23 protein-coding genes are annotated in these 24,171 nt (G+C 53.5%); 8 read left to right on the top strand and 15 right to left on the bottom strand.

Features of this window, described 5'->3' with window-relative positions; all coding sequences use genetic code 11:
• Nucleotides 1–207: 207 nt before the first annotated feature.
• Nucleotides 208–708, bottom strand: coding sequence for a YkgJ family cysteine cluster protein (locus tag C8N40_RS04205; protein WP_146173506.1), 501 nt, complete (start codon nt 706–708; stop codon nt 208–210).
• Nucleotides 709–995: 287 nt separating this feature from the next.
• Between C8N40_RS04205 and C8N40_RS04200 the strand changes: the two genes are divergently transcribed.
• The 4 genes from C8N40_RS04200 to C8N40_RS04185 all read left to right on the top strand — a co-directional run bounded on the left by C8N40_RS04200 (nt 996) and on the right by C8N40_RS04185 (nt 4,339).
• Nucleotides 996–1,658 carry a transmembrane-type terpene cyclase gene (locus tag C8N40_RS04200; RefSeq protein ID WP_108210546.1) on the top strand — a complete coding sequence of 221 codons (663 nt, stop codon included), beginning with the start codon at nt 996–998 and terminating at the stop codon, nt 1,656–1,658.
• A gap of 354 nt (nt 1,659–2,012) precedes the next feature.
• Nucleotides 2,013–2,951, top strand: coding sequence for a DUF808 domain-containing protein (locus C8N40_RS04195; protein WP_108210545.1), 939 nt, complete (start codon nt 2,013–2,015; stop codon nt 2,949–2,951).
• Between the two features lie 169 nt (nt 2,952–3,120).
• Nucleotides 3,121–3,723: a TetR/AcrR family transcriptional regulator gene (locus tag C8N40_RS04190; protein ID WP_108210544.1), complete on the top strand. Its 603-nt coding sequence runs from the start codon at nt 3,121–3,123 to the stop codon at nt 3,721–3,723.
• Between the two features lie 82 nt (nt 3,724–3,805).
• Nucleotides 3,806–4,339 carry a YceI family protein gene (locus C8N40_RS04185; protein WP_108210543.1) on the top strand — a complete coding sequence of 178 codons (534 nt, stop codon included), beginning with the start codon at nt 3,806–3,808 and terminating at the stop codon, nt 4,337–4,339.
• A gap of 84 nt (nt 4,340–4,423) precedes the next feature.
• Here the strand turns inward: C8N40_RS04185 and C8N40_RS04180 are convergent, their stop codons facing one another.
• From C8N40_RS04180 to C8N40_RS04125, 12 genes are all read right to left on the bottom strand, one after another.
• Nucleotides 4,424–4,726, bottom strand: coding sequence for a hypothetical protein (locus C8N40_RS04180; protein ID WP_108210542.1), 303 nt, complete (start codon nt 4,724–4,726; stop codon nt 4,424–4,426).
• A 623-nt stretch (nt 4,727–5,349) separates the two neighbouring features.
• Nucleotides 5,350–5,808, bottom strand: a complete 459-nt coding sequence (locus C8N40_RS04175; protein ID WP_108210541.1) for a YybH family protein — start codon at nt 5,806–5,808, stop codon at nt 5,350–5,352.
• An 80-nt stretch (nt 5,809–5,888) separates the two neighbouring features.
• The gene (locus C8N40_RS04170) at nt 5,889–6,437 is read right to left on the bottom strand and encodes a glycine zipper domain-containing protein (RefSeq protein ID WP_108210540.1); all 549 of its coding nucleotides are present in this window, start codon (nt 6,435–6,437) and stop codon (nt 5,889–5,891) included.
• 194 nt (nt 6,438–6,631) lie between these two features.
• Nucleotides 6,632–7,387 (bottom strand): class I SAM-dependent methyltransferase, encoded by a 756-nt coding sequence (locus C8N40_RS04165; protein WP_108210539.1) that lies wholly within the window; start codon nt 7,385–7,387, stop codon nt 6,632–6,634.
• A gap of 8 nt (nt 7,388–7,395) precedes the next feature.
• Nucleotides 7,396–7,848: a hypothetical protein gene (locus tag C8N40_RS04160; protein ID WP_108210538.1), complete on the bottom strand. Its 453-nt coding sequence runs from the start codon at nt 7,846–7,848 to the stop codon at nt 7,396–7,398.
• 258 nt (nt 7,849–8,106) lie between these two features.
• Nucleotides 8,107–9,312 carry a sensor histidine kinase gene (locus tag C8N40_RS04155; protein WP_108210537.1) on the bottom strand — a complete coding sequence of 402 codons (1,206 nt, stop codon included), beginning with the start codon at nt 9,310–9,312 and terminating at the stop codon, nt 8,107–8,109.
• A complete protein-coding gene (locus C8N40_RS04150) occupies nt 9,302–9,874 on the bottom strand; it encodes a chemotaxis protein CheB (protein ID WP_108210536.1) in 573 nt (190 codons plus the stop codon). The genes C8N40_RS04155 and C8N40_RS04150 overlap by 11 nt, the downstream gene beginning before the upstream one ends.
• Nucleotides 9,874–10,704: a CheR family methyltransferase gene (locus C8N40_RS04145; protein WP_108210535.1), complete on the bottom strand. Its 831-nt coding sequence runs from the start codon at nt 10,702–10,704 to the stop codon at nt 9,874–9,876. The genes C8N40_RS04150 and C8N40_RS04145 overlap by 1 nt, the downstream gene beginning before the upstream one ends.
• Nucleotides 10,694–14,743 carry a response regulator gene (locus tag C8N40_RS04140; protein WP_108210534.1) on the bottom strand — a complete coding sequence of 1,350 codons (4,050 nt, stop codon included), beginning with the start codon at nt 14,741–14,743 and terminating at the stop codon, nt 10,694–10,696. Before C8N40_RS04140 ends, C8N40_RS04145 begins: the two co-directional genes overlap by 11 nt.
• 191 nt (nt 14,744–14,934) lie before the next feature.
• The gene (locus tag C8N40_RS04135) at nt 14,935–15,186 is read right to left on the bottom strand and encodes a hypothetical protein (RefSeq protein WP_092104515.1); all 252 of its coding nucleotides are present in this window, start codon (nt 15,184–15,186) and stop codon (nt 14,935–14,937) included.
• A gap of 62 nt (nt 15,187–15,248) precedes the next feature.
• On the bottom strand, nt 15,249–15,503 hold the full coding sequence (locus C8N40_RS04130; protein WP_108210533.1) for a hypothetical protein: 255 nt from the start codon (nt 15,501–15,503) through the stop codon (nt 15,249–15,251).
• A 117-nt stretch (nt 15,504–15,620) separates the two neighbouring features.
• Nucleotides 15,621–16,490, bottom strand: coding sequence for a prephenate dehydrogenase (locus C8N40_RS04125; RefSeq protein ID WP_108210532.1), 870 nt, complete (start codon nt 16,488–16,490; stop codon nt 15,621–15,623).
• Nucleotides 16,491–16,845: 355 nt separating this feature from the next.
• Between C8N40_RS04125 and C8N40_RS04120 the strand changes: the two genes are divergently transcribed.
• Complete coding sequence (locus C8N40_RS04120; protein WP_211318039.1) at nt 16,846–19,035, top strand: M3 family metallopeptidase; 2,190 nt, start codon at nt 16,846–16,848, stop codon at nt 19,033–19,035.
• A 102-nt stretch (nt 19,036–19,137) separates the two neighbouring features.
• Here C8N40_RS04120 and C8N40_RS04115 read toward each other — a convergent pair whose 3' ends face one another.
• Together C8N40_RS04115 and C8N40_RS04110 are read right to left on the bottom strand one after the other, a co-directional pair.
• Nucleotides 19,138–19,590: a hypothetical protein gene (locus C8N40_RS04115; protein ID WP_108210531.1), complete on the bottom strand. Its 453-nt coding sequence runs from the start codon at nt 19,588–19,590 to the stop codon at nt 19,138–19,140.
• Nucleotides 19,591–19,715: 125 nt separating this feature from the next.
• Nucleotides 19,716–20,108: a YybH family protein gene (locus tag C8N40_RS04110; protein ID WP_108210530.1), complete on the bottom strand. Its 393-nt coding sequence runs from the start codon at nt 20,106–20,108 to the stop codon at nt 19,716–19,718.
• A 318-nt stretch (nt 20,109–20,426) separates the two neighbouring features.
• Between C8N40_RS04110 and C8N40_RS04105 the strand changes: the two genes are divergently transcribed.
• The 3 genes from C8N40_RS04105 to C8N40_RS04095 are packed head-to-tail and all read left to right on the top strand — an operon-like array spanning nt 20,427 to nt 24,157.
• Entirely contained in the window at nt 20,427–21,593 is a 1,167-nt protein-coding gene (locus C8N40_RS04105) for a hypothetical protein (RefSeq protein ID WP_245904987.1), read from the top strand.
• 18 nt (nt 21,594–21,611) lie between these two features.
• Nucleotides 21,612–23,279, top strand: coding sequence for a BCCT family transporter (locus C8N40_RS04100; protein ID WP_108210529.1), 1,668 nt, complete (start codon nt 21,612–21,614; stop codon nt 23,277–23,279).
• Nucleotides 23,276–24,157 carry a universal stress protein gene (locus C8N40_RS04095; protein WP_108210528.1) on the top strand — a complete coding sequence of 294 codons (882 nt, stop codon included), beginning with the start codon at nt 23,276–23,278 and terminating at the stop codon, nt 24,155–24,157. The genes C8N40_RS04100 and C8N40_RS04095 overlap by 4 nt, the downstream gene beginning before the upstream one ends.
• Nucleotides 24,158–24,171: the final 14 nt, after the last annotated feature.

Raw genomic sequence — 24,171 nt, 5'->3', positions numbered from 1 at the left:
CCCATAAAATAAGCGGCTCAAATTTTCTTTAAAAATGCTACATCACATTTGCTATAGCGTGGTAGTTTGGTGCTTTACCGTCGAACCAAACTTCTTATCTCTAAACCCCACATTAAATGTTATGTTCAAGTAGTCGGCACATAAGCAGGATTGTCACAAAAAAGTAGTGATAAGGTTAGATCATGGATTCAACCACTAATTCTCTATTTAGAGTATAGGGACGCCAAATCTTTTTGACAATAGACTATCGAGTTGCTCGAGATCCGATTTCAAAGCCATGTGGTCTTGCGTTAATGATGCAGGCTCGCTTTTCTGAAACAGGTTTTTCAATCCGACCATTTTAAAGTAAAAGGATTGGAATGGAAGTTCGATCTGCAGTAGCGCCAACTTTTCTTCTATAGTGATCCTTCTTTGTTTAAGCTCATCGACAATTTCGACAGCCGAATCAAAGTCCAGTTCCTTTTGCTCGACGGATTTCAGGAGTTCGCACTTGAAAAGGGCACATTGTTTCGGTCTTCTGGAATAGATCGTGCAACCATCACAAAATTTTTTACAGGGATGAAGAAGGAACCCTTCCCCATTTCCATTCTCAACATCTACTAAATCTCTCAACACAGGCAACTCTTCCGGGTCGAGCTGTACAAAACCAATCATGGTACCATCGCAACAGCAGCCACAAGACAAACAAATATTTGTTGAATCACCCATTCTTCATGTTTATATAAATACTTACGCCGCTATCGGTTCTTTTACCAACAACCAGCTACAAAACTGCCGAAACATTACGTAAGCATCTAACATGCTCCTCATAAACTTTTGGAAAAGCAGTCCACAGCAACTAACCCCTGTCACAAGCGAACGCTGCCGCTGTGTTGTTTAATAAATTTATACTTATCACGGAGAACTTCCCGGCCTGTAGCAAAGTATGAAAAGGCTCCTGCAAGTATAAAGCACACGGCCAGGAAGTATAGATTCAGGAACCAGGACGAACATACATGCTACAGAACCCGCTTCATGTAGACCCCACCGTAGATGCCATCTTAAAAGTATGCAGCGGTATCTTCTGGTCGCTGGCGTACCTGCTCATCCTGCGGCGGGGCTTTCTCGACAAGAGCTATGGCATGCCGGTGGTGGCGCTTTGCGCGAACCTCTCCTGGGAGTTTATCTTTTCCTTCGTGCATCCGCACAGCAAACCGCAGCTCTACATCGATTATGCCTGGCTTGCCCTGGACGCCGGCATTCTGGTGCAGTACCTGACCTATGGAAGAAAGGCGTTTCCGAAGCATTTGCCTGGCAGCCTCTTTTATCCCACTTTCCTGCTCACGCTGCTCTTGTCATTCCTGTTTATTTTGCTGCTGTCGCGCGAGCTTAACGACCTGAACGGGGTGTACGCGGCCTTCAGCCAGAACCTGCTCATGTCCATACTTTTCATTCAGCTGCTGCTGAAACGGAACAGCCACGAGGGGCAGTCGCTTTATATTGCGCTGTGCAAGATGGTTGGCACCGTGTTTCCTTCCATACTGCTGTACCTATACTTCCCTCACTCCTATTTTCTGAACCTGCTGTATGTGAGCATCTTCATTTTCGACATGGCCTACCTGCTGCTTTTATACTTTAAGATCAGGGCGGCAGGCATCAACCCCTGGGCCAGGGCATAAAGTATAAACCAGCGATTTGCGTCTACTACTGATACACCACCCCACTCGCTCTTTCGGATTTGCAATCCGAAAGTATCATAATCGCGGATTTGTAATCCGCCGCAGAAAGGCCGCAGTTCCAAGAACAAAAACGGATGGCAAACCAGCAAAGTATAAAGCCCCGGATGAGGAATCCGGAGCAGCGGCAACCTGGCAAAAGCCCGCCATTCATTTTTTTTCAACGTAAGAAGAAGTCTTGATTGCGATCCTGCTTCTTTCGCTTAATTTAGGATCCTGAAACATTGTGCTGTCACTATACTTCCGTAAAGGTTGGGCAGCACAAGCCAGGTTATACTTTAAACTAACAAACAGATAATGGCGACAGGTCTTCTCGCTCTATTGGATGATGTGGCAGCGCTGGTGAAAGTAAGCGCGGCAAGCCTCGACGACGTACCGACGCAGGTGGCGAAAACGACGGGTAAGGTCTCCGGCATCGTGATTGATGACACCGCCGTGACGCCGAAGTATGTGGTGGGCCTCGACCCCAAGCGCGAACTCTCCATCATCTACCAAATCGCCAAGAAGTCGCTGATAAACAAGGCGATATTTCTGGGGCCAGCTGCCCTGGTGCTGGGCTATTTTGCGCCGGCGGTGATACCCTACCTGCTCATGCTGGGCGGTGCCTACCTGTGCTTCGAGGGCTATGAAAAAGTCCACTCCATGTTCAGCAAGACCCACGAGCCCACCGATGCCCCAACAGAGGAAATGGAAACGATTACCCCGCAGGAGCTGGAAAAAGAGCGCGTTGGCAGCGCCGTGCGGACTGATTTTATACTTTCAGCTGAGATTATGGCCATTGCCTACGCCACCGTGGCCAACAGCCCGCTGATGAACCAGATCGTGGTTTTGATTACAGTGGCCGTCTTCATCACCATTGCCGTTTACGGATTTGTGGCCCTGATTGTGAAAGCCGACGACATTGGGGTGCACATGGCGCAGGACAAATTCCACCCGACTACCCGGAAGATCGGACGCAGCATCGTAAAATCCATGCCGAAGTTTCTGACGCTGCTCGGGTACCTGGGCACCGCAGCCATGCTGTGGGTGGGTGCCGAGATAATTGCGCACGGATTGCCATTCATGCACCATCCGCTGGAGTCCTTAGAGCATGCCCTCTCCGGTGTGCCTGCGCTGGCCTGGTTAGTGAAGGTAGTGGTGCTGGCCCTGGGCGGCATTTTGCTGGGCGCCATTATCGCTATGGTGCTGAACCTGGGCAAAAAAGTATTCAAGCGCCCCGCTGAAAAGGTAGCGTAAGGCAGGGCGAAGCAAAGATTTTATACTTTGTGGGGCTGTCCGGGGAAACCGGGCAGCCTCGTTTGCTTTGCTCTGGCAGCTATACTTTGCGCTGGCAATTTTTTGTTTTATCAAGCGGAACCTCTACCTTTGCTAACACTGTTAGGTAAAATAACAGAGGTAATAAAAAATGGGAATCGCGGAGCGAAAGAAACGGCATAAGGAGGAGGTGAGAGCCTCCATACTTGAGGCAGCCTGGCAACTGGTGGTGCAGGATGGCTGGCAGGCGCTCTCTATCCGTAAAATTGCCGAGGCGATTGAGTACAGCGTTCCCGTTATCTATGACCACTTCGCCAACAAGGAGGCTATCCTGCTGGAACTGATCAAGCAAGGATTCCAGCAACTGAACCAGGAACTGATAAAGGCAAAGCACCGCGCCACCACTCCTGAGGAGCAGATTGAGGCCATGGCTTATGCCTATTGGAAATTCGCCTTCGACAACGTGGCGTATTACCAGGTGATGTATGGCCTGGGCATCCCCTCCTGCGAAACCGTTAACCAGATCAGCGAGCTGAGCACCTTCAGCGATTTGATCCTGCAACCGGTAAAGGAGCTTATTGCCGCTGGCAAACAACCGGATACGGATCCTTTTCTGAAACTGCACACGTTTTGGTCTATGCTGCACGGCCTGGTATCCATAAACATGATGGGAAGCGGCGAAAACAAAAGCGACCTGAACCAGTTAGTGCTGCAGGATTTTATCCGCGGCTTTGTAACCGGCATGAAATCCTAATTTTTTTGCCTTTATACCTAACAGTGTTAGAAAACAGAACACCATTAGATATTTATAATAAAACAATTAAGTACGAATAAGAATGGCAACTACAAAATGGTCTCTGGACCCAACCCACAGCGAGCTTGGTTTTAAAATTAAGCACCTGATGATCTCTAACGTTACCGGCAAGTTCACTGAGTTTGAAGCGGAAGCCGAGACGGAAGGAGACGACTTTACAAACGCAAAAGTGGTGGCAAACATCAACCCTGCCTCTATTGATACCAGCAACGAGCAGCGCGACGAGCACCTGCGCAACGCCGATTTCTTTGCAACCGACCTGCACCCGACCATGAAATTCGTGTCTACAAAGGTGGAGCGCGTGGATGACGAGACCTTCAACCTCTACGGCGACTTGACGATAAAGGAAACAACCAAGCCGGTGAAGCTTTCTGTTGAGCACAACGGCATTGCTACCGACCCTTGGGGCAACGTGAAAGCCGGTTTCTCTATCAGCGGCAAGATTAACCGCAAAGACTGGGGCATTAACTACAATGCAGCCCTGGAGACAGGCGGCGTGATGCTGGGCGAAGAGCTGAAACTACAAGGCGAGATACAGCTGGTAAAGCAGGCCTAAAGTCAGTAAATCTGATTCTATACTTTGCGAGGCTGTCCGGGAGAACCGGGCAGCCTCGTTTGTTTTAGAAGTATGGCTGCGGCCTTAGCTCCGCTCAATCACTATATACCTGGCCGAGTAGCCATTGCTTTTGTAGAGCAGCTGCAGCGCCGTTATCAGCGAGTTTGTACCTGAGCTTACCGTTTGCCGGATGCCGAGGGGCTGCAGGTAATTGGTAAAGCCGCCCCCGCTCGCCCTGCTCACAAACCTCCGCGCCTCGGCTTCCTCTACCTCTGCCAGAGGTTTGGCCAGCATCACCCGCCGCATATACGGCAGCGCCGACTTCATACTCTGGTAATCGGAAAAAGCGTAGAGGCGGTAATAGGCGTTCAGTTTAACGGAGTTCATGGGGCAAAGATAGCCCGCTGCGTTATACTTCTAAACGCATGTTGCAATTTTGGTGAAAGTATAAATCCACCCCTAACCCCTCCGAGGAGGAGAATTTCTCTATGACGCGAGCGTCCACGCTCGTGACAGGCTATCGTTGGGCCTGCGCCCCAGTCGGATTACAAATCCGACCACATAACAAGGCACGGGTTACAAACCCGCGCCAGCAAGTAGGAGAGCAGCACTTACTTAATAGGGATGTAATCGCCTAATAGGTTTATACTTTGCAGGGACAGCAACTATGAAACTTCTATTTCAGCATCAGCAATTACAGACTCCCCTCCTTAGACAAGGAGGGGCAAGGGGTGGTTGGATCCGGTACTGCAGAAACGCGGACAAGGATGTCCGCAGCAGCATCAGTTCCGGACACGGATGTCCGGAACAGCAGAATATTTTCGATACTCCCTCCCCTGTTTTTAGGGGAGGGTTGGGGAGGGGTGACTATTCCGCTCCCCGCAGCTCTTAGGGGTGCTCTCATCACAACTTATACTTCTAAAAAAGAAAAGCCACGCAGGATGCACCTGCGTGGCTTCGGGAAATTACACTTTGTACTAATATACTGAACCGGGTAATGCGTTTAAAGTTTAGTTATTCTTTACCTGCACCGGCAGGCCTTCCAACTGGGCGTAGCTTAGTTTCCACTCGCCTTCTTTGTTTTTCTTCCAGAGAAGTATAAAGTTGCCTTCCCCGATACCGCGCATCTGGTCCTGGCCGGAGGGCAGTACATCCACCGAGAACGTACCCGCCTCGTAGGCTATCTCGCCATCCACGCCAGAGCTTACCACGTTGGTCTTCAGGTCGGTGATGGTGCTGTAGGTGTCTTTCACCCACTTGTTGGCTACCTCGGTTTTACCCATAAAGTGAACCTCGCCCTGCAGGAATTGTACCTCGTCGTCCAGGAAGGATATCACCCTCTCCGGGTCGTTGCTGTTCCAGGCGCCGATGAACTCCTGGTTCAGGCTCCGAATGTCTACCTTTTCCTCGGCCGGCGAACACGCGGCAAAAAGGACGGCAAAGAACAGGATATATGCATAACGTTTCATAGGTCTGTTGTTAAAGTATAACATGGGTAAGTATGGCTTCCGCAGCAGGCATTCTACCTGCCGCAGAGAACCGTCTATACTTACCAGCTCTTCCTTCTTACTTCAGAAGTATAGTATGGCTTGGAAGGGTTGCCGAAGTCCGGGTTTGGCAGGAAGCCCATGCTGATGATTGGGTCCTCCATCACGTTATATTCGGTGTATGGAGCCATGTTTTGGGCAACCAGCGCGTGTTTTACCGGCTCAGCGGCTGCTTTGGCCGGTGCAGGCTTGCTTACAGGGGCAGTAGACCTGGCGGCTACCGTTCTGGTATTTCTGGCCTCTGCGGCACGGTTAGCAGCGGCAATGCGCTCTGCCTCGGCGGCTCTCTCAGCCTCCTCGGCTTTCCGCTTGTTGTCGATGCTCTTACCGATAACATAGCCGGTGCCACCACCTACTACGCCACCTACCACACCGCCCACTACGCGGTTCCGCTTATGAATAATAGCACCAGCGGTAGCTCCGGTGGCTGCTCCAATCACAGCGCCCTTTGCCTGCGGGCTAATCTTCTTTCTTTCCTGCGCCTCAGCTGCCGAACTCAGTAAGATCGATACTATAAAGACCAGACTGAAAATGTAATTTACCTTTTTCATAATACGTGCTTTAAGGTTTATAAATTTGCAACGTAACGATGATGGTATAATTACAAGTTGTATGCCACAACAGGTGCAGGTATTCTACAGCAACCAGCAACTAATTGAATACCAGTAAATTAAAAATTAAAATATTTTTATTATTCCACGCATCAGCAGGTGGAGTATAGGATGAGGCTGAAGAAGTATGCGCTTTATTTGGCGGCTTTGCGGAACATGATGAAATGTTGCCTTGGCAGGAAATTTTCCTGCCGGTGAAGTATAAAACCGTTGGCCTCCAGCTCCTTTTTCACCTGGGCGGCGCTCATCTTGTGCAGTTCCTTCACATTCAGATCCGGGTCTTCGGCGCGATACTCCAGCAGCAGCAAAATTCCGTCAGGCTTCAGTGCCCGGTAAATGTCCTGCAGCACCTCGCGGGGATACTCCAGTTCGTGGTACACATCCACCATAAAGGCAAGGTCCAAGGAGTTAGCGGGGAGGTTGGTGGTTTTGGTGCCGCCTTTTACCACTTCCATGTTCGTCAGGCCCAGCTCCTGCTTGCGATCCTGCAGGGTTTTCACAAAGGCATCCTGCACCTCCACGGCGTATACTTTGCCCTCGGGTACTTTGGGCGCAATTTGCAGGGTATAAAAGCCCACCCCAGCTCCGATGTCGGCGACCACGCTGCTGGGCCGGAGCTCCATATTTGCGATGGCCTGCAAGGCATGGTCCTCTTCCTCCCTTGTCTCGCGCGCCAGCCACGCCCCACCCGCCGGACTGATCATGGCGGCTATTTCGCGGCCCATGTATACTTTGCCCGTGCCACCGCTGCTTGGTTTTTGGTAGGTATACTCGCCGGTTGCCTGCTGTTTCTGCTGTTGGCCCTGGCACGAAGTATAAATGCCCAGGCAGAGCGGCAAAAGTATCACGTATAACCAGGTTAGTGCTTTGGCTGCGGCGGCTTGTGGCATGGTATAAATCAGGTTAGTTTTTCAAGGCGCTGTGTCAGGTCGTCTATCAGTTCTTCGCTCCACCTGCTGGCCACCTCCTTGTACTCTTCCTTATCCCAGCGCTGCAGGTACGGTTTCTCGAGCCAGGATGTGTTTTTGTCGGGGCCTACGGTGTAGCTGGAATAGTCCAGTTTAAAGAGTACGTCTTTGGTCAGATCAAAGGTTTCTACGCCGGGCTTCTGAAATCCCTCCAGGCGCAGCTTCAAACCCAGTTGCTGCACATTGCCCTTCTCCACGCTTATCACCTCGTCGGCGTCGGATGCCGGATCCCTGGTCCAGGTGTCGATTACCCGTTCCAGCCCGAAATTATCAAACAAAGGAAGTATGGGCAGGATGCTCTGGTGAATCTGCTCTGCCAGCGTTGGCAGGATGGTGTTATACAGGTGCTGAAGGGCTTGCTTATCGCGGGTTGGTTGTTCCATGGGTTGAGGTAGTATGATTGAAGTATACTTGCGGGCTGTAGGCTGCCTTAGTTCTTACGAAGTTATACTTGCAGCAACCGTTAATTTCCGATTTGGGCCTTCTCCGGGTCAGGTAGACAGGGGTTCAGGATATATTGGCCTGAGTTAGAATGTGTGAGTTGCTTATACTTTCCCGGCTACAAACGACAAGAAAAAGGCAGGCGCAAAGGCTCCTCCCTTACAAGAATGCGGCGCAGGAGCTTTCTAACTAAAAGCGACTTACTTGAGGTAGATCTTAAACTCTGTACCGGCTCCTAATTCACTTTCCAGCTCAATTTTGCCGTCGCAGTTTTCCACGATTCTTTTTACAATGGCCAGCCCTACCCCAGTGCCCTCTACATGGGAGTGCAGGCGCTTGAACATGGTGAATACCTTTTCCTGGTCCTGCTTGCGGAGGCCCAGCCCATTGTCGCGCACAGAAAGCAGGGTATACTCCCCTGCCACGGAGGTTGTGATCCTGATTTCGGGCTTGCGGTCCAGCGAGCTATACTTGATGGCGTTGGAAACGAGGTTATAAAGGATGCTGCGCAGGTTCTTGCGGGAGAACACCATCTCCGGCGCGGCCGAAAAGTCATCCACCACGGTAGCGTCGTAACGCTTGATAAGATCTTTGATGTGGGCTTTCACATCCTCCAGCAACTCCTTAAAATTCACGGTTTCAGGCGCGGCCACTGTATCCTGGTGCTGTAGTTTGGCAACTTCCGTTAAATCCAGCAAGGTGCTCTTAAACCGGCCGATGGCATCGTTCACCATATCCATGATAGGCATTACCTGATCCAGGCCCAGCTGCTTTTCCTCGAGCGTTTCCTGCAGGGCCGTCATCAAACCCTCAATATTGTTGATCGGCGCTTTAAGGTCGTGGGAGGCCGTGTAAACAAAGTTATCGAGGTCTTTATTTACTTTAATGAGCTCGCGCGTGCGTTCCTCCACCCGCTCCTCCAGCAGCTGGTTCAGGCTCTGGGCTTCCAGGTTGGCGCGCTCCAGGTCTTTCTTCTGCACGTAAAAACGCACAAAGGCTGCTACTTTGGCCTTGGTAATAACGGGGTGCAGCGGTTTGAAAAGGAAATCAACGGCACCTGCCTCAAAGCCCTCTATCACGTGTGTTTCCTGCTCAGAGATGGCTGTTACGAAGATAATCGGAATATCGCGGGTGCGGGAAATATTGCGAAGGTAGCGGGCCACCTCGTAGCCGTTCATGCCGGGCATCTGCACATCCAGCATGATGAGCGCCAGCTCTTCCTGCAGGGCTATCTTCAGCGCCTCCTCGCCCGAGTTGGCGAACAGGTAGGTAATACGGTCCTCCTCGTCCGAAAGCAGGCTTTCCAGGCTGACAAGGTTTTCGGGCTTGTCGTCTACCAGCAGCACCTTCACCGGATGCAGGTTGGTGTGAATCGTCAAGGGTTTCAGGTCGTGCTCAATGTTCATGTAAGGAAAGCAAAAACTCCTTTATGCGCGCTACATTCATTACTTTACAGCCAGGCACCCTGTCCACAGCGGCCTGTGGCATAACGGCCACTTCGGCTTCGGCAGGGTCTTGTGCTATGGCAATGCCTCCATTGTCAAAGATATAGCTTAATCCTGAACTTCCATCCCTGCTGGCGCCACTAAGAAGTACACCGACCGTATTTTCAGCAAAAACATCGGCCGCGCTCGTAAAGGTAACGTCAATGGCAGGGCGTGAGTAGTTCTCCAGCTCCGAGTCATCGAGCGAGCACGTATGGTCCCGCTCAATAAGCACGTGGTAATTGGAGGGCGCCAGGTATACGTGTCCCGGAAGCAAGGGCTCCTTGTCCTCTACCTCCAACACCCGCAGCCGCAGCTTTTTGTCGAACAGCTCCTGCAGGCTCCCTTCCTGGTTGCGCAACCGGTGCAGCACCAGCAGAATAGGAATGCTAAAATCGGCGGGCAAGCCTTCTAAAACAGCAAGCGAGGCTTTGATTCCACCCCAGGAGCCTCCCATCACCACCAACTTTAACCCGGCTTCCATCAGTTTGTTTTGCGGTATATGCGGTTATTCTTATCCACAGCCACGTAGTTACCGCTGATGCTCGACATGATCAGGGTTTCTTTTTTGCCCAGCCCCAGGTACCCCAGGCTCACCAGGCTCTCGTCGAAGAGGCGCAGCACACGGTCCTGTAGCTGGCGGTTGAAGTATATCAGCACATTGCGGCATATAATCAGGTGAAACTCGTTGAAAGAGCTGTCTGTAGCCAGGTTGTGCGGATAAAAGACCACGTTTTTAACCAGGTGCGAGCTGAACTTGACGCTGCCGTAGTTGCTGGTGTAGTAGCTGGAGAACTCGCGCTTGCCCCCGGCCGCATAGTAGGCCGAGGTATAGGCCGCCATGTTGGAGGCCGAAAAGATCCCCTCCTTGGCCTGCAGCAGCACCTTCTGGTTAATGTCGGTGGCGTAAATCTTGGTGCGCCCCAGCAGCCCCTCCTCCTCCAAAAGTATGGCCAGCGAGAAAAGCTCCTCGCCTGTAGAGCAACCGGCATCCCAAATCTTGATGAACGGGTACGTGCTCAGGAGGGGCAGCACGTTCTCGCGCAGCGACAGGAAAAACGTGGCGTCGCGGAACATCTCCGTCACGTTCACGGTCACCTCCTGCAGGAAATTCTCAAAGAAAAAGCTGTCGGAAAACAGTTTTTCCCGCAGCGCATCTACGCTCTGCAAATGCTTCTGCCCCAGAAAACGCTTTATCCTGCGGTAAACCGAGGCCCGGGCATACCCGCTAAAGTCGTACCCGTACTGGGTGTGAATCTCCTCAATCAGCGCCTCTACCTCCTGCTCGAAGAGCTTTTCATACTCAAGCTTCATACAGCCAAACCCGCATTAAGGTCAGTAACTTATCTGTATCTACTGGCTTTGGTATATAGTCAGAAGCACCGGCTTCTATGCATTTTTCTCTGTCTTCTTTCATGGCCTTTGCGGTGAGGGCGATAATCGGGAGTTGCTTAAAACGAGAGATCGCCCGAATTCGTTTTGTGGCTTCTATGCCATCCATCTCCGGCATCATGATGTCCATCAGCACCAGGTCCACATCCGGCTCGGCGTTAAGCTTCTCCAGTGCCTCGCGGCCATCGTAGGCGGCCTCCACCTCCATGCCATGCAGCTCCAGCAGGCTGCTCAGCGAGTAAATGTTGCGCACGTCGTCATCCACCACCAGCACCTTCTTGCCACGCAGCACCTCCTCCGGCACATGCAGCTTCATCTTAAACTCCCGGCCATGCGGCAGCTTCTGGTTCACCTTGTGCAGGAACAGCTGCACCTCATCGAGCAGGCGCAGGTAAGAGTACTCGTTTTTGATGATGATCGTGTTGGCGAACTTCTTCAGCTGCGCCTCCTCCTCCTTGCTCAGGTCTTTGCCCGAGTAGATGATAATCGGAATATCCGCTAACCCGTTCTGGGACTTGACTTTCTTCATCCAGTCGTAGCCTTTCATGCCCGGCAGGTTCAGGTCCAGGATGATGCAGTCTACTTTCTGCTTGGCCAGCACCTGCTCTGCCTCCTCGGCCGAGTAGGCGGAGGTAGACTTCAGCCCATGCGCCAGCAGCAGCTCGGCCACCGCCCTGTTCTCTATCTCGTTGTCCTCCACAATCAGGATGTTCTCAATCTTATCCCCGGAGTTTTGCACAATGGAGCTGAAGGCCTTGTTCAGCATCTCGAGCGTAACGGGCTTGGGCAGGTACTCCTCGTTCTCGGCGTGCTCGCCCAGCACCTCCCTGTCGTAGGCCGACATCACGTGCACGTTGAGGTGGCGCAGCTCCTTTGTTTCGCGCACCTGCCTGAGCACATCCCAGCCGCTCATGTCCGGCAGCTGAATGTCGAGCAGCATGGCGTCGGGCTTCTTCTCCAGCGCCACTTTCAGGCCTTCTTTTCCGGTGTAAACCTGGTATACCTCAAAGTTCTTTGCCCTGGCAAAGTCCGCCAAGATATCGCTGAAGCCCTTATCATCCTCTACAATAAGCACCTTGATATCCTGCCTATCCTGGCGCTCCAGGTCCAGCAGCACTTGCCCCACGCCCTGGCTCTTTTCCTGGGTGGTTTCCTGCACCGTGGTGGCTACAGGACTGTGCGTCACTGGCATGGCCACAGGGGCTGGCTCCGGCCTTCTGCCGTTCACCTGCTGCGGCACCCGCGGCAAGTATAGCGTAAAGGTGCTGCCCTTACCCGGCTCACTTTCCAGCATCAGCTCACCGCCTAAAATCGTGGCGAGCTCCTTGCTGATGGTAAGCCCCAGGCCCGTGCCGCCATACTTGCGGGTAGTGGAAGTATCTGCCTGCTGGAAGGCCTCGAACACGATTTCCTGCTTGTCCGCTGGGATGCCGATGCCTGTATCGCGCACCGAGAAAGCCAGGATATCGCTATGGTTGCGCAGGTGCTCGGAGCGGAACTTGCGCTTATCTGTTACCGGTGAGACGGAGAACGTTACCTCTCCCCCTTCGTCGGTAAACTTGAGGGCGTTGCCGATGAAGTTGCGCAGAATCTGCTCTAACCGGAAGCGGTCGGTCACGATACTTTCGGAGCTGCCCGGCTCGATTTGCTCTGTAAAGCGGATTTGCTTTTTGGCGGCTACCTCACGGAACAGCGGTGCCATGGAGATGTCGCGCAGTTTGACCTCTTCCGTGTCGAGCTTCACCTTACCCGACTCTATTTTAGACAGATCCAGGATGTCGTTGATGAGGCGCAGCAGGTCGTTGCCCGATTTGTGGATGATCTGGGCGTGATCTATCTGCTTTTTGGACAGCGTGTTTTCAGCGTTGTCGGCCAGCAGCCTGGAAAGTATAAGGATACTGTTGAGCGGGGTGCGCAGCTCGTGGCTCATGTTGGCCAGGAAGTCGCTCTTATACTTGCTCACCTGCTCCACCTGCTGCATCTTCAGCTCAATAGCGGCGCGGGCGTCCTCCAAGGCCTTGTTCTTAGCGCCGAGCGCCTCGTACTGCTCTTCCAGCAGCTGCGCCTTCTCCTCCAGCTCGGCGTTTTTCTCCTGCAGCTCCTCCTGGTTCACGCGCAGCTCCTCTTCCGAGGCCTTCAGTTCGGCGTTCAGCTGGCGCAGCTCTTCCTGCTGCGTCTCCAGTTCCTCGGCCTGGTTTTGGGTTTCGTAGAGGAGCTCCTGCGTTTGCAGATGCTGTTTTAAAGTATAAATCACGACGGCCACCCGCTCCGAAATGGCGGCTAAAAACTGCTGCTGCAGTTCTGCATACGGATTCCGGGACGCAAGCTCCAGTGCCCCGATAAGCGTGTCGGCAAAGTATAGCGGCACGATGATCACCGAGGCGGGATGCATCTCGGCCAATCCGGATTTGATTCTCAGGTGCTCATCGGCAACATTTTCCAGCAACTTTACCTGGCGCTGCTGCACGGCCTGTCCTACTTTTCCGTGCCCAATCTCAAAGACTGGCAGGCTGGCGCAGTCCTGCGGCACGCCGTAACAGGCAGCAGGCGTAAGCTTGCCATCGCTGTTGTGCAGGTACAGCACGCCCGCCTCAGAGCCTGTGTAGTCGCTGACGAAGGAGATCGCCTTCTCAGAAACGGTGTTCAGTGCGGCCTCCCCGCTCAGGCGGCTGTTCAGCTCCGACACGCCGGTAAGTATAAAGTTGCGGTTGGAGCTCTCCGTGGTGAAGCGCTGCAGGTTGGTTTTCATGTTGTGGATGGCGTGGCTCAGCACGTCCTCCTCGCTCTGCGCCTGCACCTCCACATCGTAGCGCCCCTCGCCGATGGCCTGCGCCACCTCCGAGAGGTTCACGGTTTTGTTCAGCACCCCTTTAAAGGAAGAGGCCACGCTGCCTATCTCATCCCGGTTATCCACGTCAATCTCTACATCCACTGCGCCCAGTTTGATGCGGTCGGCAGCCACTTTCAGCTTTGCCAGCGAAGAAGAGATAAGGTTGATAATGTAGATGGAGAGGGTAACGGTAAGCACCGCAATCAGGACAAAGACAAGTATAAGCAGGTTTACCGTGCGCTGCTTGGCCGTAATGCGGCTGTCTATGTCGGCCCGGATTCGTTCAATCAGGGAGTTTTCCGCCTGCCGCAGGTCTTCTATACTTTTCGTGAACAGGGAGAAGGTCTGGTCAGCATCAAAGACGTTCAGATCCATTTGCGGATCGGCTTCGATGGCCTGCAGTATGGCCGACACTTTCTGGTAGTTATCCGATGTAAGCACCTTCTCCACATCGTCCATGGCCTGCGGACCAGCCTGGCGGCTGAAGCTGCTCAGCGCCCGGTTGTAGGCTGTAATTTGAGAACGTATGTTGGCATACTCCTGGAAAGTGAAGGTGTCTGCGTTGATGGCGTTGGCCATTAAGCTCCTGGCCCTGCCGAGCTGTATCTTCGCCTCCACCAACTGTCGGAACGTTTCAAGCTGGCGCGCCAGCATGGTGTTGCCCGAGCCGGTGGCATTGTCCTCCAGGCGGCTGAGCAAGCTAAAAATCAAGCCGGCAGAGAAGTCGCGGTATTCCTCCACATCGATCTTCTGCTGATCCAGCTGCGTACGGTACTTTTTCAGCTCGCTTATGTCTGCCATCTCCGGCAAGGTGCGGCCTGCGCCCAGCAGAAAGTCTGTCAGCTCCCGCTCGGCGGCATCCGTCTGAAGCCGGTAGTTTCTGGCTTGCAGCAGCATGGTGGTATCACCGTTTACGGCGCCCAATATACGGGCCCGCTCGGCCTGCATGCGATGCAGGTAGCCGGATATCTTCTCCGACTCCTCCAACTGCACCATTTCCCGTTCCAGGGCGGCGCTTTCCTCCAGTTCAACGGAAACGGTAGAAAAAATCAGGTAGATAAGCGGGATGAGCAGCAGGGAAAGTAAAAGGATGAGTTTATCCCTGATCTTGAGGTTCCTTATGATGTTCATCTAATGGCTGTTGGTGGTATAAGTACACATGTACTCGCAAGTTAAGAAAACATGTGCGTTTTTCCCTGATCAGGCGGGGTTATACGTAGCAACAGCTATGAAAGTTAGGTCAGGGTAAAGCAGCGGGAAAGGCAAAAGGATAGCACTACACCAGCAGGGACTGCTGTGCAAAGTATAAAAGGGGAAATACGCTACCAGTCGAACATCTCCATCAGGTCTACCTGCTGGATGTAAGGCTCCAGTGCCCGCTTGCTGATAAAGCCGCGCACCAGGCTGATATAGTTGTTCTCGGGGTTATACCAGATCTCCGCAAAGAAATTGCCCAGGTCGTACAGCTCAATGCGGTAGCCTCTCCTGCCACGGTTGGCAATAAAGTTCCCGTGCGCCCAGATGATCTCCAGTCTTCCTGCCAGGGTGTGGGTGTTGAATAGGTTGAGGTTCATGTGCTAGTATACGTTGAGGTTCAGAAAAAAGGATTAGATGTACGGCCTTTGTTACAGCGCTTCTACGAGGCTGCGCGCGGCAGTACATCATACTCTTCGGAGCTTACAAAGTCCCAGTAAACCTCCAGGGTGGTGGGCCCTTGCAGATAGGCAGGGATGGGAGTATAGATGATAAGCCCGTCTTTCAGCACGTTTTTGCCCGATTTGGCCAGCCGGATGGCCTGCCACAGCAGCCTGTCGTGTATCTCGTTGCGCACCGGGCGCCTGGCATCTACAAACGGACTTCCCTCCTCAAATCTGAAAATTGTCGTGTGCATGGTGGTCGAAGCTGATGGTACAATTCATTCTACGTAAGTTTACAGAATTAAGTATAGTTGTAGACCTGGATTGTACCCACCTCATCCTCAGGCAGTACATGAAAAGTTTACCATATGTTAAGAGGCAGGCGCCTTGCTTTTGCCTTCCAGCACCGGCCTGATTCTATTGGCGTGCTCCATCATCTCATAAAGCTTGCCTGTTTCGCCGTTTTGCAGGTGCTGCTGAAAGCGCTTCAGGATAGTGATGTACTCTTCTATGGCCTGCCCCAGGAAAGCGCTGTTCTGCTCAAAAATAGGTGCCCACATGGCCGGTGAGCTTTTGGCCAGCCGCACGGTGGAGGCAAACCCGCTGCCGGCCAGGCCAAAGATGTCTTTTTCGGCCTTCTCCACGTCCAGCACCGTCATGCTCAGCACAAAGGAGCTCACGTGCGACAGGTGCGAGATGTAAGCCAGGTGCTTGTCGTGCGTTTCGGCATCCATGAAAACAGTTTGCAGCCCCAGCGCCCCGAAAAGCCCCATGGCCGTAGTCAGCGCCGCCTCCGATGAAGCCTCCCGCTCACAGACGATGTTGGTTTTACCCAGGTATAAATGCTCCAGCGCGGCGGTAGGGCCGGAGTTCTCGGTGCCCGCGATGGGGTGGGCGGCCACGTACTGCCCGCGCCTGGGGTGGTTTCTGACCTGCTCGCAAAGTATAGCTTTGGTAGATCCGAAATCGATCAGCGTGGCCTGCGCAGGCAGCAGGTCCAGCACAGGTGTGAGCAGCGCGGCAATGGCATTGACCGGTATGGCCACCACCACCACGTCAGAATTGCCCAATGCCTCCTCCAGCGGCAGCACCTCATCCACCAGCCCCAGTTCCAGGGCGGTGCTGGCGTGGTACGGGTTTTGCTCCACCCCGATGATACTGGACGCAAAGCCTTCGCGGCGCAGGTCGCGGGCGGCGGATCCGCCTATCAGGCCAAGCCCGATGATTGTTACTATTTTCATGTTTCTGCTGTGTTTCGGTGTACAGTGGGTATAAACAAAAAAGTCCCGGCAGGGCCAGGACTCAATGAAGGTTTCGGTGTCAGATGAAAGTCAACAGCAACCCATGCCTAAGTCCCGGGAGAGGCTTATGCTATAATAATAGTAGTAGAAGTTGCTGTGCTGTACCATATTTCTGCGACCCAAGTAATACTTTTTACAGCATATTACCAAACATCAGCCGCATACTTTTAAAGTATAAGTTTATTTCTATCGGGGATGGGAAAGACTCCTGATACATTTTTTAGTAACTTGTGGGGCCGATTATTCAGAATCTAACAGTTAAATCCCTAAAGTATAAATTTCACCCAAACTACCTATGCAAAAGAAAATCATAACAGCCGGTAGTCTGATGGCTGTACTGGCCCTGACCAACTGTACTTCGGTGCAGACGCAGGAGCAGTCGCAGCAGACACAGGCGGCCGTGGAGCAAAAGCAGGAAGAAACCAACCCGCTTCTGAAAGAATGGACAGGTCCTTACGGGGGCGTGCCGGCATTCGACAAGATGAACCTGGCCGACCTGAAGCCTGCCATGGAGAAGGCCATGGCCCTGAACCTGGCTGAGATTGAGGCGATTGCCAACAACCCGCAGCCTGCCACCTTCGAGAATACCATCGAGGAAATGGAAAGGGCCGGGGAGGAACTGGGCCGCGTGTTCACTTACTACGGCATCTGGAGCAGCAACGTGTCCACGCCGGAGTTCCGGAAAATACAGGCCGAGATGGCTCCGAAGATCTCTGAGTTCAACTCCAAGATCTCCCAGAACGAGAAGCTGTTCCAGCGCATCAAAACGGTGTATGATAACGCCCAGAAAAACCCGCTTCCGGCAGACCAGCAGCGCGTGGTGCAGCTCGTGTATGAGGGCTTTGCCATGGAAGGCGCTGACCTGAGCCCGGAGAAAAAGGAGCGCTATGCCGCCATCAACAAAGAACTTTCCTCGCTTTACACCAAGTTCTCGAACAACGTGCTGGCCGATGAGGAGAAGTATATCGTCTACATCACCAAGGACCAGCTGAGCGGCCTGCCGGAGTCGTTTGTGAAAGCCGCTGCCAAAGCCGCCGCCGACAACGGCCAGGAAGGCAAGTACGCCATCACCAACACCCGCTCCAGCATGGACCAGTTCCTGACCTATTCCGACGAGCGTGCCCTGCGTGAAAAAGTATGGAAAAACTATTACTCAAGAGGTGATAACGGCGATGCCAACGATAACAACGCCAACATCACCAGGATTTTGCAACTGCGCCGTGAGCGCGTGCAGCTGATGGGCTACGATAACTTTGCCGAGTGGCGCCTGCAAAACCGCATGGCCAAAACCCCTCAGGCGGCTATGGACCTGATGCTGGCCGTGTGGCCAGCAGCTACTGCCAGAGCCAAGGAAGAGGTGGCCGACATGCAGGCCATCGCTAACAAAACAAGCAAAACTAAGATTACAATTGAGCCCTGGGACTACCGCTACTACGCAGAGAAAGTACGCCAGGCCAAGTATGACCTGAACTCTGACGAGGTGAAGCAGTACCTGGAGCTGGGCAACCTGACCCAGGCTATCTTCTACACTGCCGGCGAGTTGTTCAACTTCAACTTCACGCCAGTGCCGGAAGGCTCCGTGCCGGTTTTCCATGAGGATGTGAAAGTATGGGAAGTGACCGACAAGACAACCGGTGAGCACATCGGCCTGTGGTACCTCGATCCGTTCGCGCGCCAGGGCAAGCGCTCCGGTGCCTGGGCTACGACCTACCGCGCCCACACCACGTTTGACGGCAAGAAAACGGTTCTTTCCTCGAACAACTCCAACTTTGTGAAGCCTGCCCCGGGCGAGCCGGTGCTGGTATCCTGGGACGATGCAGAGACATTCTTCCACGAGTTCGGACACGCGCTGCACTTCCTGGCCTCTAACGTGAAGTACCCGACCCTGAACAGCGGCGTGCGCGACTATACAGAGTTCCAGTCGCAGTTGCTGGAGCGCTGGCTGTCTACCGACCGCGTGATCAACCAGTTCCTCAAGCACTACAAGACCGGCGAGCCAATGCCGAAAGAGCTGGTGGCCAAAATAGAGAAGGCTGCTACCTTTAACCAGGGCTTCGCTACAACGGAGTTCCTGGCCTCTGCCCTGATGGACATGCACCTGCACCTGGCCGACCCTGCTAACCTGGACCCGGACAAGTTTGAGCGTGAGACGCTGACCAAGCTGAACATGCCGAAGGAGATCGTGATGCGCCACCGCACCCCGCACTTCACGCACGTGTTCTCCGGCGAGGGTTACGCCACCGGTTACTACGGCTACCTGTGGGCCGATGTGCTGACTTCGGATGCCTCTGAGGCCTTTGCCGAAGCACCGGGCGGGTTCTACGACAAGCAAGTGGCTGACAAGCTGGTGAAGTACCTGTTCGCTCCGCGCAACGCGATGGATCCGGCAGAGGCTTACCGCCTGTTCCGTGGCCGTGATGCCAAGATAGACGCGCTCATGCGCGACCGCGGCTTCCCGGTACCGGGCCCGCAGTCTAAAAAGTAAAACACCTGCGCGGGTATAGGCTATACTTTGCCGCGCAGTTTAAAACGAAGGCCCTGCAAGCGTAATGCTTGCAGGGCCTTTTTCTTTGATAAAACCGCATTCTTATACTTGCGGAGAAGTTCGTAGCCAGGTGAGCGCCATGTCGTAATCTGTGAATACCTCGTGCTCTGTAACGCCTAGCTGCTCGTAAATTTGCTGGGCATCCTGCGTGAAGCCTGTCAGGGTCAGGAGGTGGCTGTAAAAATACTCCGGCACATATACCGCTACTTTACGGATGCCGGCTTCAGCGGCCAGGCGTGTGAACGTATGGCTTACCCATTCCCTTTCTTCGGAGGTGATGATGAAAATTTCCTCGTCGTTAATCAACCAGTTTTTTACCTGTTCATCCACTGAAAACTGAATACACCACAGGAAAGCAGCCTGGCGTTCCTCCGGCTCAATTTGTCTGTTCCAATCAATTAACAGCAGCGCGTCGGCCACGGCGTAGCGCACCACCACAAAATCATTTCTTAAGACTTCCTTCGCACTAACTCCTGAGCTTTCGGTGGTTCCCATACTATCTGTAATACACTTACACGCCACAAGTTAGGCTAATTTTTGAGTCAATGCGGGTATTTATACTTTCCCTTTACTAAAGTATAAAGGCCCTGCAAGTATAATGTTGGCAGAGACTCTATACTTTAGCGGGTACTCAGGTTGGTGTTCCAGATGTCTCTGTGCAGCTTCCACTCCCCATCCTGCCTGTGCCAGATAACGATATACTTGCCTTTGTCTAGCATCGCGCCACCCTCTCCGCTCAGGGTATAGTTCCCCATCTCGATGGCCGTGTTTTCACAGGGTTGTACTTCCACCGTTTCCAGCTTTACGCTTTTTATGCCCATACGCATGGCACCTCGCCAAAACTCCTGCACAGCCAGCTTGCCACTAAGAGCCTCCATACCTGCGGGCAGCAGCATCCCCTCGTCGGTATACAAATCGGCGATAACGGCGGCGTTTCCCTCGGCAAAGGCCTCCATAAACTTTTCGTTGGCGCGCCTGATTTCGGCGCCAATGCTTTTTGCGGTTGTTTCCATAGTTCTTGCAGGTAAGTTTGTCTCACATATTTTCTTACATAATACGATAGTACTTACGCTTACTCCGGCAAAATATAACATAGCCTGCCCAGCAGAATGCGCATATTGCGTGAAGGCAGCGTTTCATGATGCAGGCAAAGCAGCGCCGGTGGTTAAGGCATCTGTACCAAGGCCTTAGCCATGCCATCGCCTCCTGCGGCCCGCCTCCGCCAAAGTATAACCCTTGCTACCTCCTACCCCTCAGTTCTTCACCCAAAGTAACTTTTACTATCTCGCACCGTCATAAGTATAGTTGTACACAATACAGCTGAGGTGCCTTTGAAAGTAACTTTACCACAACGGATACTTATATGCCTGCCCCTCTTCCTGCTGCTACACATCGCCTGCCTGGCGCAGTACCCGGAGGAGAAGCCTGAGGAGAAGCCATACCTGAAACTAGGGGGGGCCGTGCGCTTTAACTATAACCTCTCTACCTGGAAAGAAGACCAACTGGACCGTGGCGGCGATTTCGGGTTTGACATGTTCCGCATCAACGCTGAGGCTGCGTATAGGGGCATCAAACTGAATGCCGAGTTCCGCCACTACTCACAGGCTTTCGGCGGTTCTTTTCTGAAGCAGGCCTGGTTCCAGTACGACTTTTCGGAGCAATCGCAGCTACAGGTGGGGCTGAACCAGGTGCCCTTTGGCATCCAGCAGTACAACTCCAACAACTGGTTTTTCAACCTTACCTACTACATAGGCTTTGAGGATGACCACGACATGGGCGTAAAGTATATCCATGACGCGGGCCGCTGGCAGTGGCAGGCAGCCTACTATAAAAGCGCCGAGGAGTTCGTCTTCGCTTTAACCGACCCCAGCCCGAACCGATACTCCTACGACGTAACCGGCCGCAACAAAGAAAACAACCAGCTTGACTTTAAGGTGATCCGGCGGCTAGGCGACAGCCTGGCACATGAGGTAGGTTTCTCGCTGCAGGGCGGTCTGCTTTACAACCTCGACACCGAGCGCAATGGCACCCGCTACGCAGGCGCCATACACTACGAGTACAAGACCGCCCACAGCCCCTGGAACGTCAAGCTGCAGGCCATGCTCTATCGCTTTAACCCCAAATATGCTGCAAACAATAACCTGGACTACGTAGAGATGGGCGCGTACGGGGCCAACTACAATGTAGCCAACAAAGGTGAAGTATACACGGCCGGTGTCGCTTACCACATACCTGTTGATACGAAGCTGCTGCAGGGCATCGACATCTACAACAACTATGGCTACTATAACAAGCGCGTGAGCGGCTACGAAAACGCCCACATGAACGTGCTGGGAGCGCTGTTTACGGCCGGCCCGATGTACATCTACACCGATGCCGCCTTTGGCTACAACCAACCCTGGTTAGGCCCTGAGTGGACGAACGCCCTTGCCGCCGGCACGCCAGGCGATACCAAATGGCACATGCGCTTCAATATTAACATGGGGTACTATTTCTAATAGTTAAAAACAACATGCATGAATAAAATAAAGAGAGATGTAAAAAAGACAATGGGGATGGAAGTAAACGGCCCCGTGTTCTGGTCATCCATCGTGTTCCTGGTAGTAAGCATTACCCTGGTGCTGATTTTCAGGGAGGATGCCGAGGCGTTTTTTAGTGCCACGCAGGCAGCCGTGACCTCCAACATGGGCTGGCTGTTTATACTTTGCGTGAACCTGTTCGTTGCCTTCTGCTTCTTTGTGGCCTTTAGCCGCTTTGGCAAGATAAGGCTGGGCGGCAAGGACGCAAAGCCGGAGTTCAGCACCTCGGCCTGGTTTGCCATGCTGTTCAGCGCCGGCATGGGCATCGGCCTGCTTTTCTGGAGTATTGCCGAGCCAATCAACCACTTCCAGACACCGCCGCTCGGGGAGCCGGGTACACCTGCCGCCGCGCGGCAGGCCATGAACTTCACGTTCCTGCACTGGGGCTTGCATGCCTGGGCTATTTACGCACTCGTGGCGCTGGCACTGGCCTTCTTTACCTATAACCGACAACTGCCGCTGACAGTACGTTCTGCCTTTTACCCGTTCCTGGGGGAGCGCATCCACGGGGTGGTGGGGCACGTGATCGATATCCTGGCCGTGATTGCAACGCTTTTTGGATTGGCAACCTCGCTGGGCTTTGGTGTGCAGCAGGTGGCAGCCGGCCTGAGCCATGTGTTCCCTGCCATTGCCAACGATATCACCACCCAGATCATCCTTATTATCGTCATCACGGGCATTGCCACCATCTCTGTGGTAACCGGGGTAGACAAGGGCGTACGCATCCTGAGCGAGTGGAACATCCGGGTGGCCCTGTTTATACTGGTGGCCGTGCTGGTACTGGGGCCTACGGTTTTTATACTTGGCTCTTACGTGCAGAACACCGGCTCCTACATCGGTAACTTCATGCAGCTCTCGTTCTGGAACGAAGCTTATTCTACCCGCAACTGGCAAGGCGGCTGGACGGTGTTTTACTGGGCCTGGTGGATTTCCTGGGCTCCGTTTGTGGGCATCTTTATTGCGCGGGTTTCCAAGGGCAGAACGATAAAAGAGTTTGTGCTTGGCGTCCTGATTGCCCCGTCGCTCCTCTGCTTTCTGTGGATGACGGCCTTCGGCAGCACCGCCCTGCACGAAACCCTGGCCGGCAACACAACCATTGCCGATGCCGTGGCAGCGGATATCTCCACCGCCCTGTTTGTGTTCTTTGAGCAGCTGCCCTTTTCCACCGCACTTTCGGTGGTTGGCATTCTGCTGGTGGCCGGCTTTTTCGTCACCTCCTCCGACTCCGGCTCGCTCGTGGTCGTGAGCCTTACCTCCGGTGGCAACCCCAACCCCTCGGTTGGCATACGCGTGTTCTGGGCACTGGCAGGCGGCGCGGTGGCCGCAGTGCTGTTGGTTGGCGGCGGCCTACAGGCCTTGCAGACGGCCGTTATCATCACCGGCCTTCCGTTTGCCATTATACTTTTGCTCATGTGCTACAGCCTGTACCGGGGCCTGGGCGAGGAAGCCGAGGAAGAATCAAAACTTGGCAGGACCCAACAGCGCAAAGCCTACCAGCAGTTGGTAGCCGAAATGCTGGCCAAACGCGCCCAAAAGCAGGACGCCGCCAGAACAGTGGAAGCCAGAAAAGACAATCCTACACCACCAAACCCTGACATATTATGATTACGATAGATGCCATGATGGTCTGCCTCGACCTGAGCGACATAGACGAGAAACTGGTTGCCTTTTCCCGCTCCATTTGTGAGCGGTTGCAGGTGCGAAAAGTATACTTCGTGCACAACATCCGCCTCTACGAGCTCGCCGACGATTTCCGGGAGATGCTCGGCGACATAGACCTGAGCCAGGAGGTGGAGGGCAACATTTCCGATATCGTAGCCGAGCAGTTTGGTAACACTGCCGATTTTGAGATACTGGTAAGCGAGGAGCCCAACACCGAGGTTATACTTGCCGACCTGGTGAAGCGCTACGGCATAAAGCTTACCCTGCTGGGCAAGAAGATGAGCGACAAAAGCACCGGTGCCCTGGGTACCAAACTGCTGCGTATCCTTCCGTGCAGCGTGCTCGTGTTCCCCGAAACGGCCAGCTTCAACGTCAGGAAGGTGCTAGTGCCGATAGACTTTTCGGATACCTCGGTGCACGCGCTCCGGCTCAGCAAAGAACTCTCCGACCAGTTAGGGTTACAGCTGGAGATCATGCACGTGTACCGGCTGCCAACGCAGTTTTTTCCGCTGATTTCAGAAGCCGAGGCTGTCAGAAAAGCAGAGGAAATAGTGAAGGCAAAGTTTGCCGACCTGCAGAAACGCCAGCGGGAGATAGCCGGCGTGCCCTATACCTTAGTGCGGGCCGCCAACAAAAGTATAGCCGAGCGCATCACGCTGCACCTGGAGAAGGGCCACCACGATCTGCTGGTGCTGGGCCTGAAGGGCAACAACCCGCTGCCCTCGCTTAGCCTGGGCAGTGTGCCCACCGAGCTGTATAACACAGACATCCACATTCCGCTCTGGCTGGTATACTCTGGAGAGGTGATAAAAAAGACCTGAGGGTAACGGCAGCC

Origin of the sequence: Pontibacter mucosus (assembly GCF_003054055.1) — a bacterium.
Lineage (GTDB): Bacteria > Bacteroidota > Bacteroidia > Cytophagales > Hymenobacteraceae > Pontibacter > Pontibacter mucosus.
The sequence above is the reverse complement of the archived record's forward strand: the minus strand, read 5'-3'. Positions and strand labels throughout refer to the sequence as shown.

Coding starts and splice junctions, on each gene's coding strand:
- C8N40_RS04205 (WP_146173506.1), bottom strand. CDS start 708: ATGGGTGATTCAACAAATATTTGTTTGTCTTGTGGCTGCTGTTGCGAT.
- C8N40_RS04200 (WP_108210546.1), top strand. CDS start 996: ATGCTACAGAACCCGCTTCATGTAGACCCCACCGTAGATGCCATCTTA.
- C8N40_RS04195 (WP_108210545.1), top strand. CDS start 2,013: ATGGCGACAGGTCTTCTCGCTCTATTGGATGATGTGGCAGCGCTGGTG.
- C8N40_RS04190 (WP_108210544.1), top strand. CDS start 3,121: ATGGGAATCGCGGAGCGAAAGAAACGGCATAAGGAGGAGGTGAGAGCC.
- C8N40_RS04185 (WP_108210543.1), top strand. CDS start 3,806: ATGGCAACTACAAAATGGTCTCTGGACCCAACCCACAGCGAGCTTGGT.
- C8N40_RS04180 (WP_108210542.1), bottom strand. CDS start 4,726: ATGAACTCCGTTAAACTGAACGCCTATTACCGCCTCTACGCTTTTTCC.
- C8N40_RS04175 (WP_108210541.1), bottom strand. CDS start 5,808: ATGAAACGTTATGCATATATCCTGTTCTTTGCCGTCCTTTTTGCCGCG.
- C8N40_RS04170 (WP_108210540.1), bottom strand. CDS start 6,437: ATGAAAAAGGTAAATTACATTTTCAGTCTGGTCTTTATAGTATCGATC.
- C8N40_RS04165 (WP_108210539.1), bottom strand. CDS start 7,387: ATGCCACAAGCCGCCGCAGCCAAAGCACTAACCTGGTTATACGTGATA.
- C8N40_RS04160 (WP_108210538.1), bottom strand. CDS start 7,848: ATGGAACAACCAACCCGCGATAAGCAAGCCCTTCAGCACCTGTATAAC.
- C8N40_RS04155 (WP_108210537.1), bottom strand. CDS start 9,312: ATGAACATTGAGCACGACCTGAAACCCTTGACGATTCACACCAACCTG.
- C8N40_RS04150 (WP_108210536.1), bottom strand. CDS start 9,874: ATGGAAGCCGGGTTAAAGTTGGTGGTGATGGGAGGCTCCTGGGGTGGA.
- C8N40_RS04145 (WP_108210535.1), bottom strand. CDS start 10,704: ATGAAGCTTGAGTATGAAAAGCTCTTCGAGCAGGAGGTAGAGGCGCTG.
- C8N40_RS04140 (WP_108210534.1), bottom strand. CDS start 14,743: ATGAACATCATAAGGAACCTCAAGATCAGGGATAAACTCATCCTTTTA.
- C8N40_RS04135 (WP_092104515.1), bottom strand. CDS start 15,186: ATGAACCTCAACCTATTCAACACCCACACCCTGGCAGGAAGACTGGAG.
- C8N40_RS04130 (WP_108210533.1), bottom strand. CDS start 15,503: ATGCACACGACAATTTTCAGATTTGAGGAGGGAAGTCCGTTTGTAGAT.
- C8N40_RS04125 (WP_108210532.1), bottom strand. CDS start 16,490: ATGAAAATAGTAACAATCATCGGGCTTGGCCTGATAGGCGGATCCGCC.
- C8N40_RS04120 (WP_211318039.1), top strand. CDS start 16,846: ATGCAAAAGAAAATCATAACAGCCGGTAGTCTGATGGCTGTACTGGCC.
- C8N40_RS04115 (WP_108210531.1), bottom strand. CDS start 19,590: ATGGGAACCACCGAAAGCTCAGGAGTTAGTGCGAAGGAAGTCTTAAGA.
- C8N40_RS04110 (WP_108210530.1), bottom strand. CDS start 20,108: ATGGAAACAACCGCAAAAAGCATTGGCGCCGAAATCAGGCGCGCCAAC.
- C8N40_RS04100 (WP_108210529.1), top strand. CDS start 21,612: ATGAATAAAATAAAGAGAGATGTAAAAAAGACAATGGGGATGGAAGTA.
- C8N40_RS04095 (WP_108210528.1), top strand. CDS start 23,276: ATGATTACGATAGATGCCATGATGGTCTGCCTCGACCTGAGCGACATA.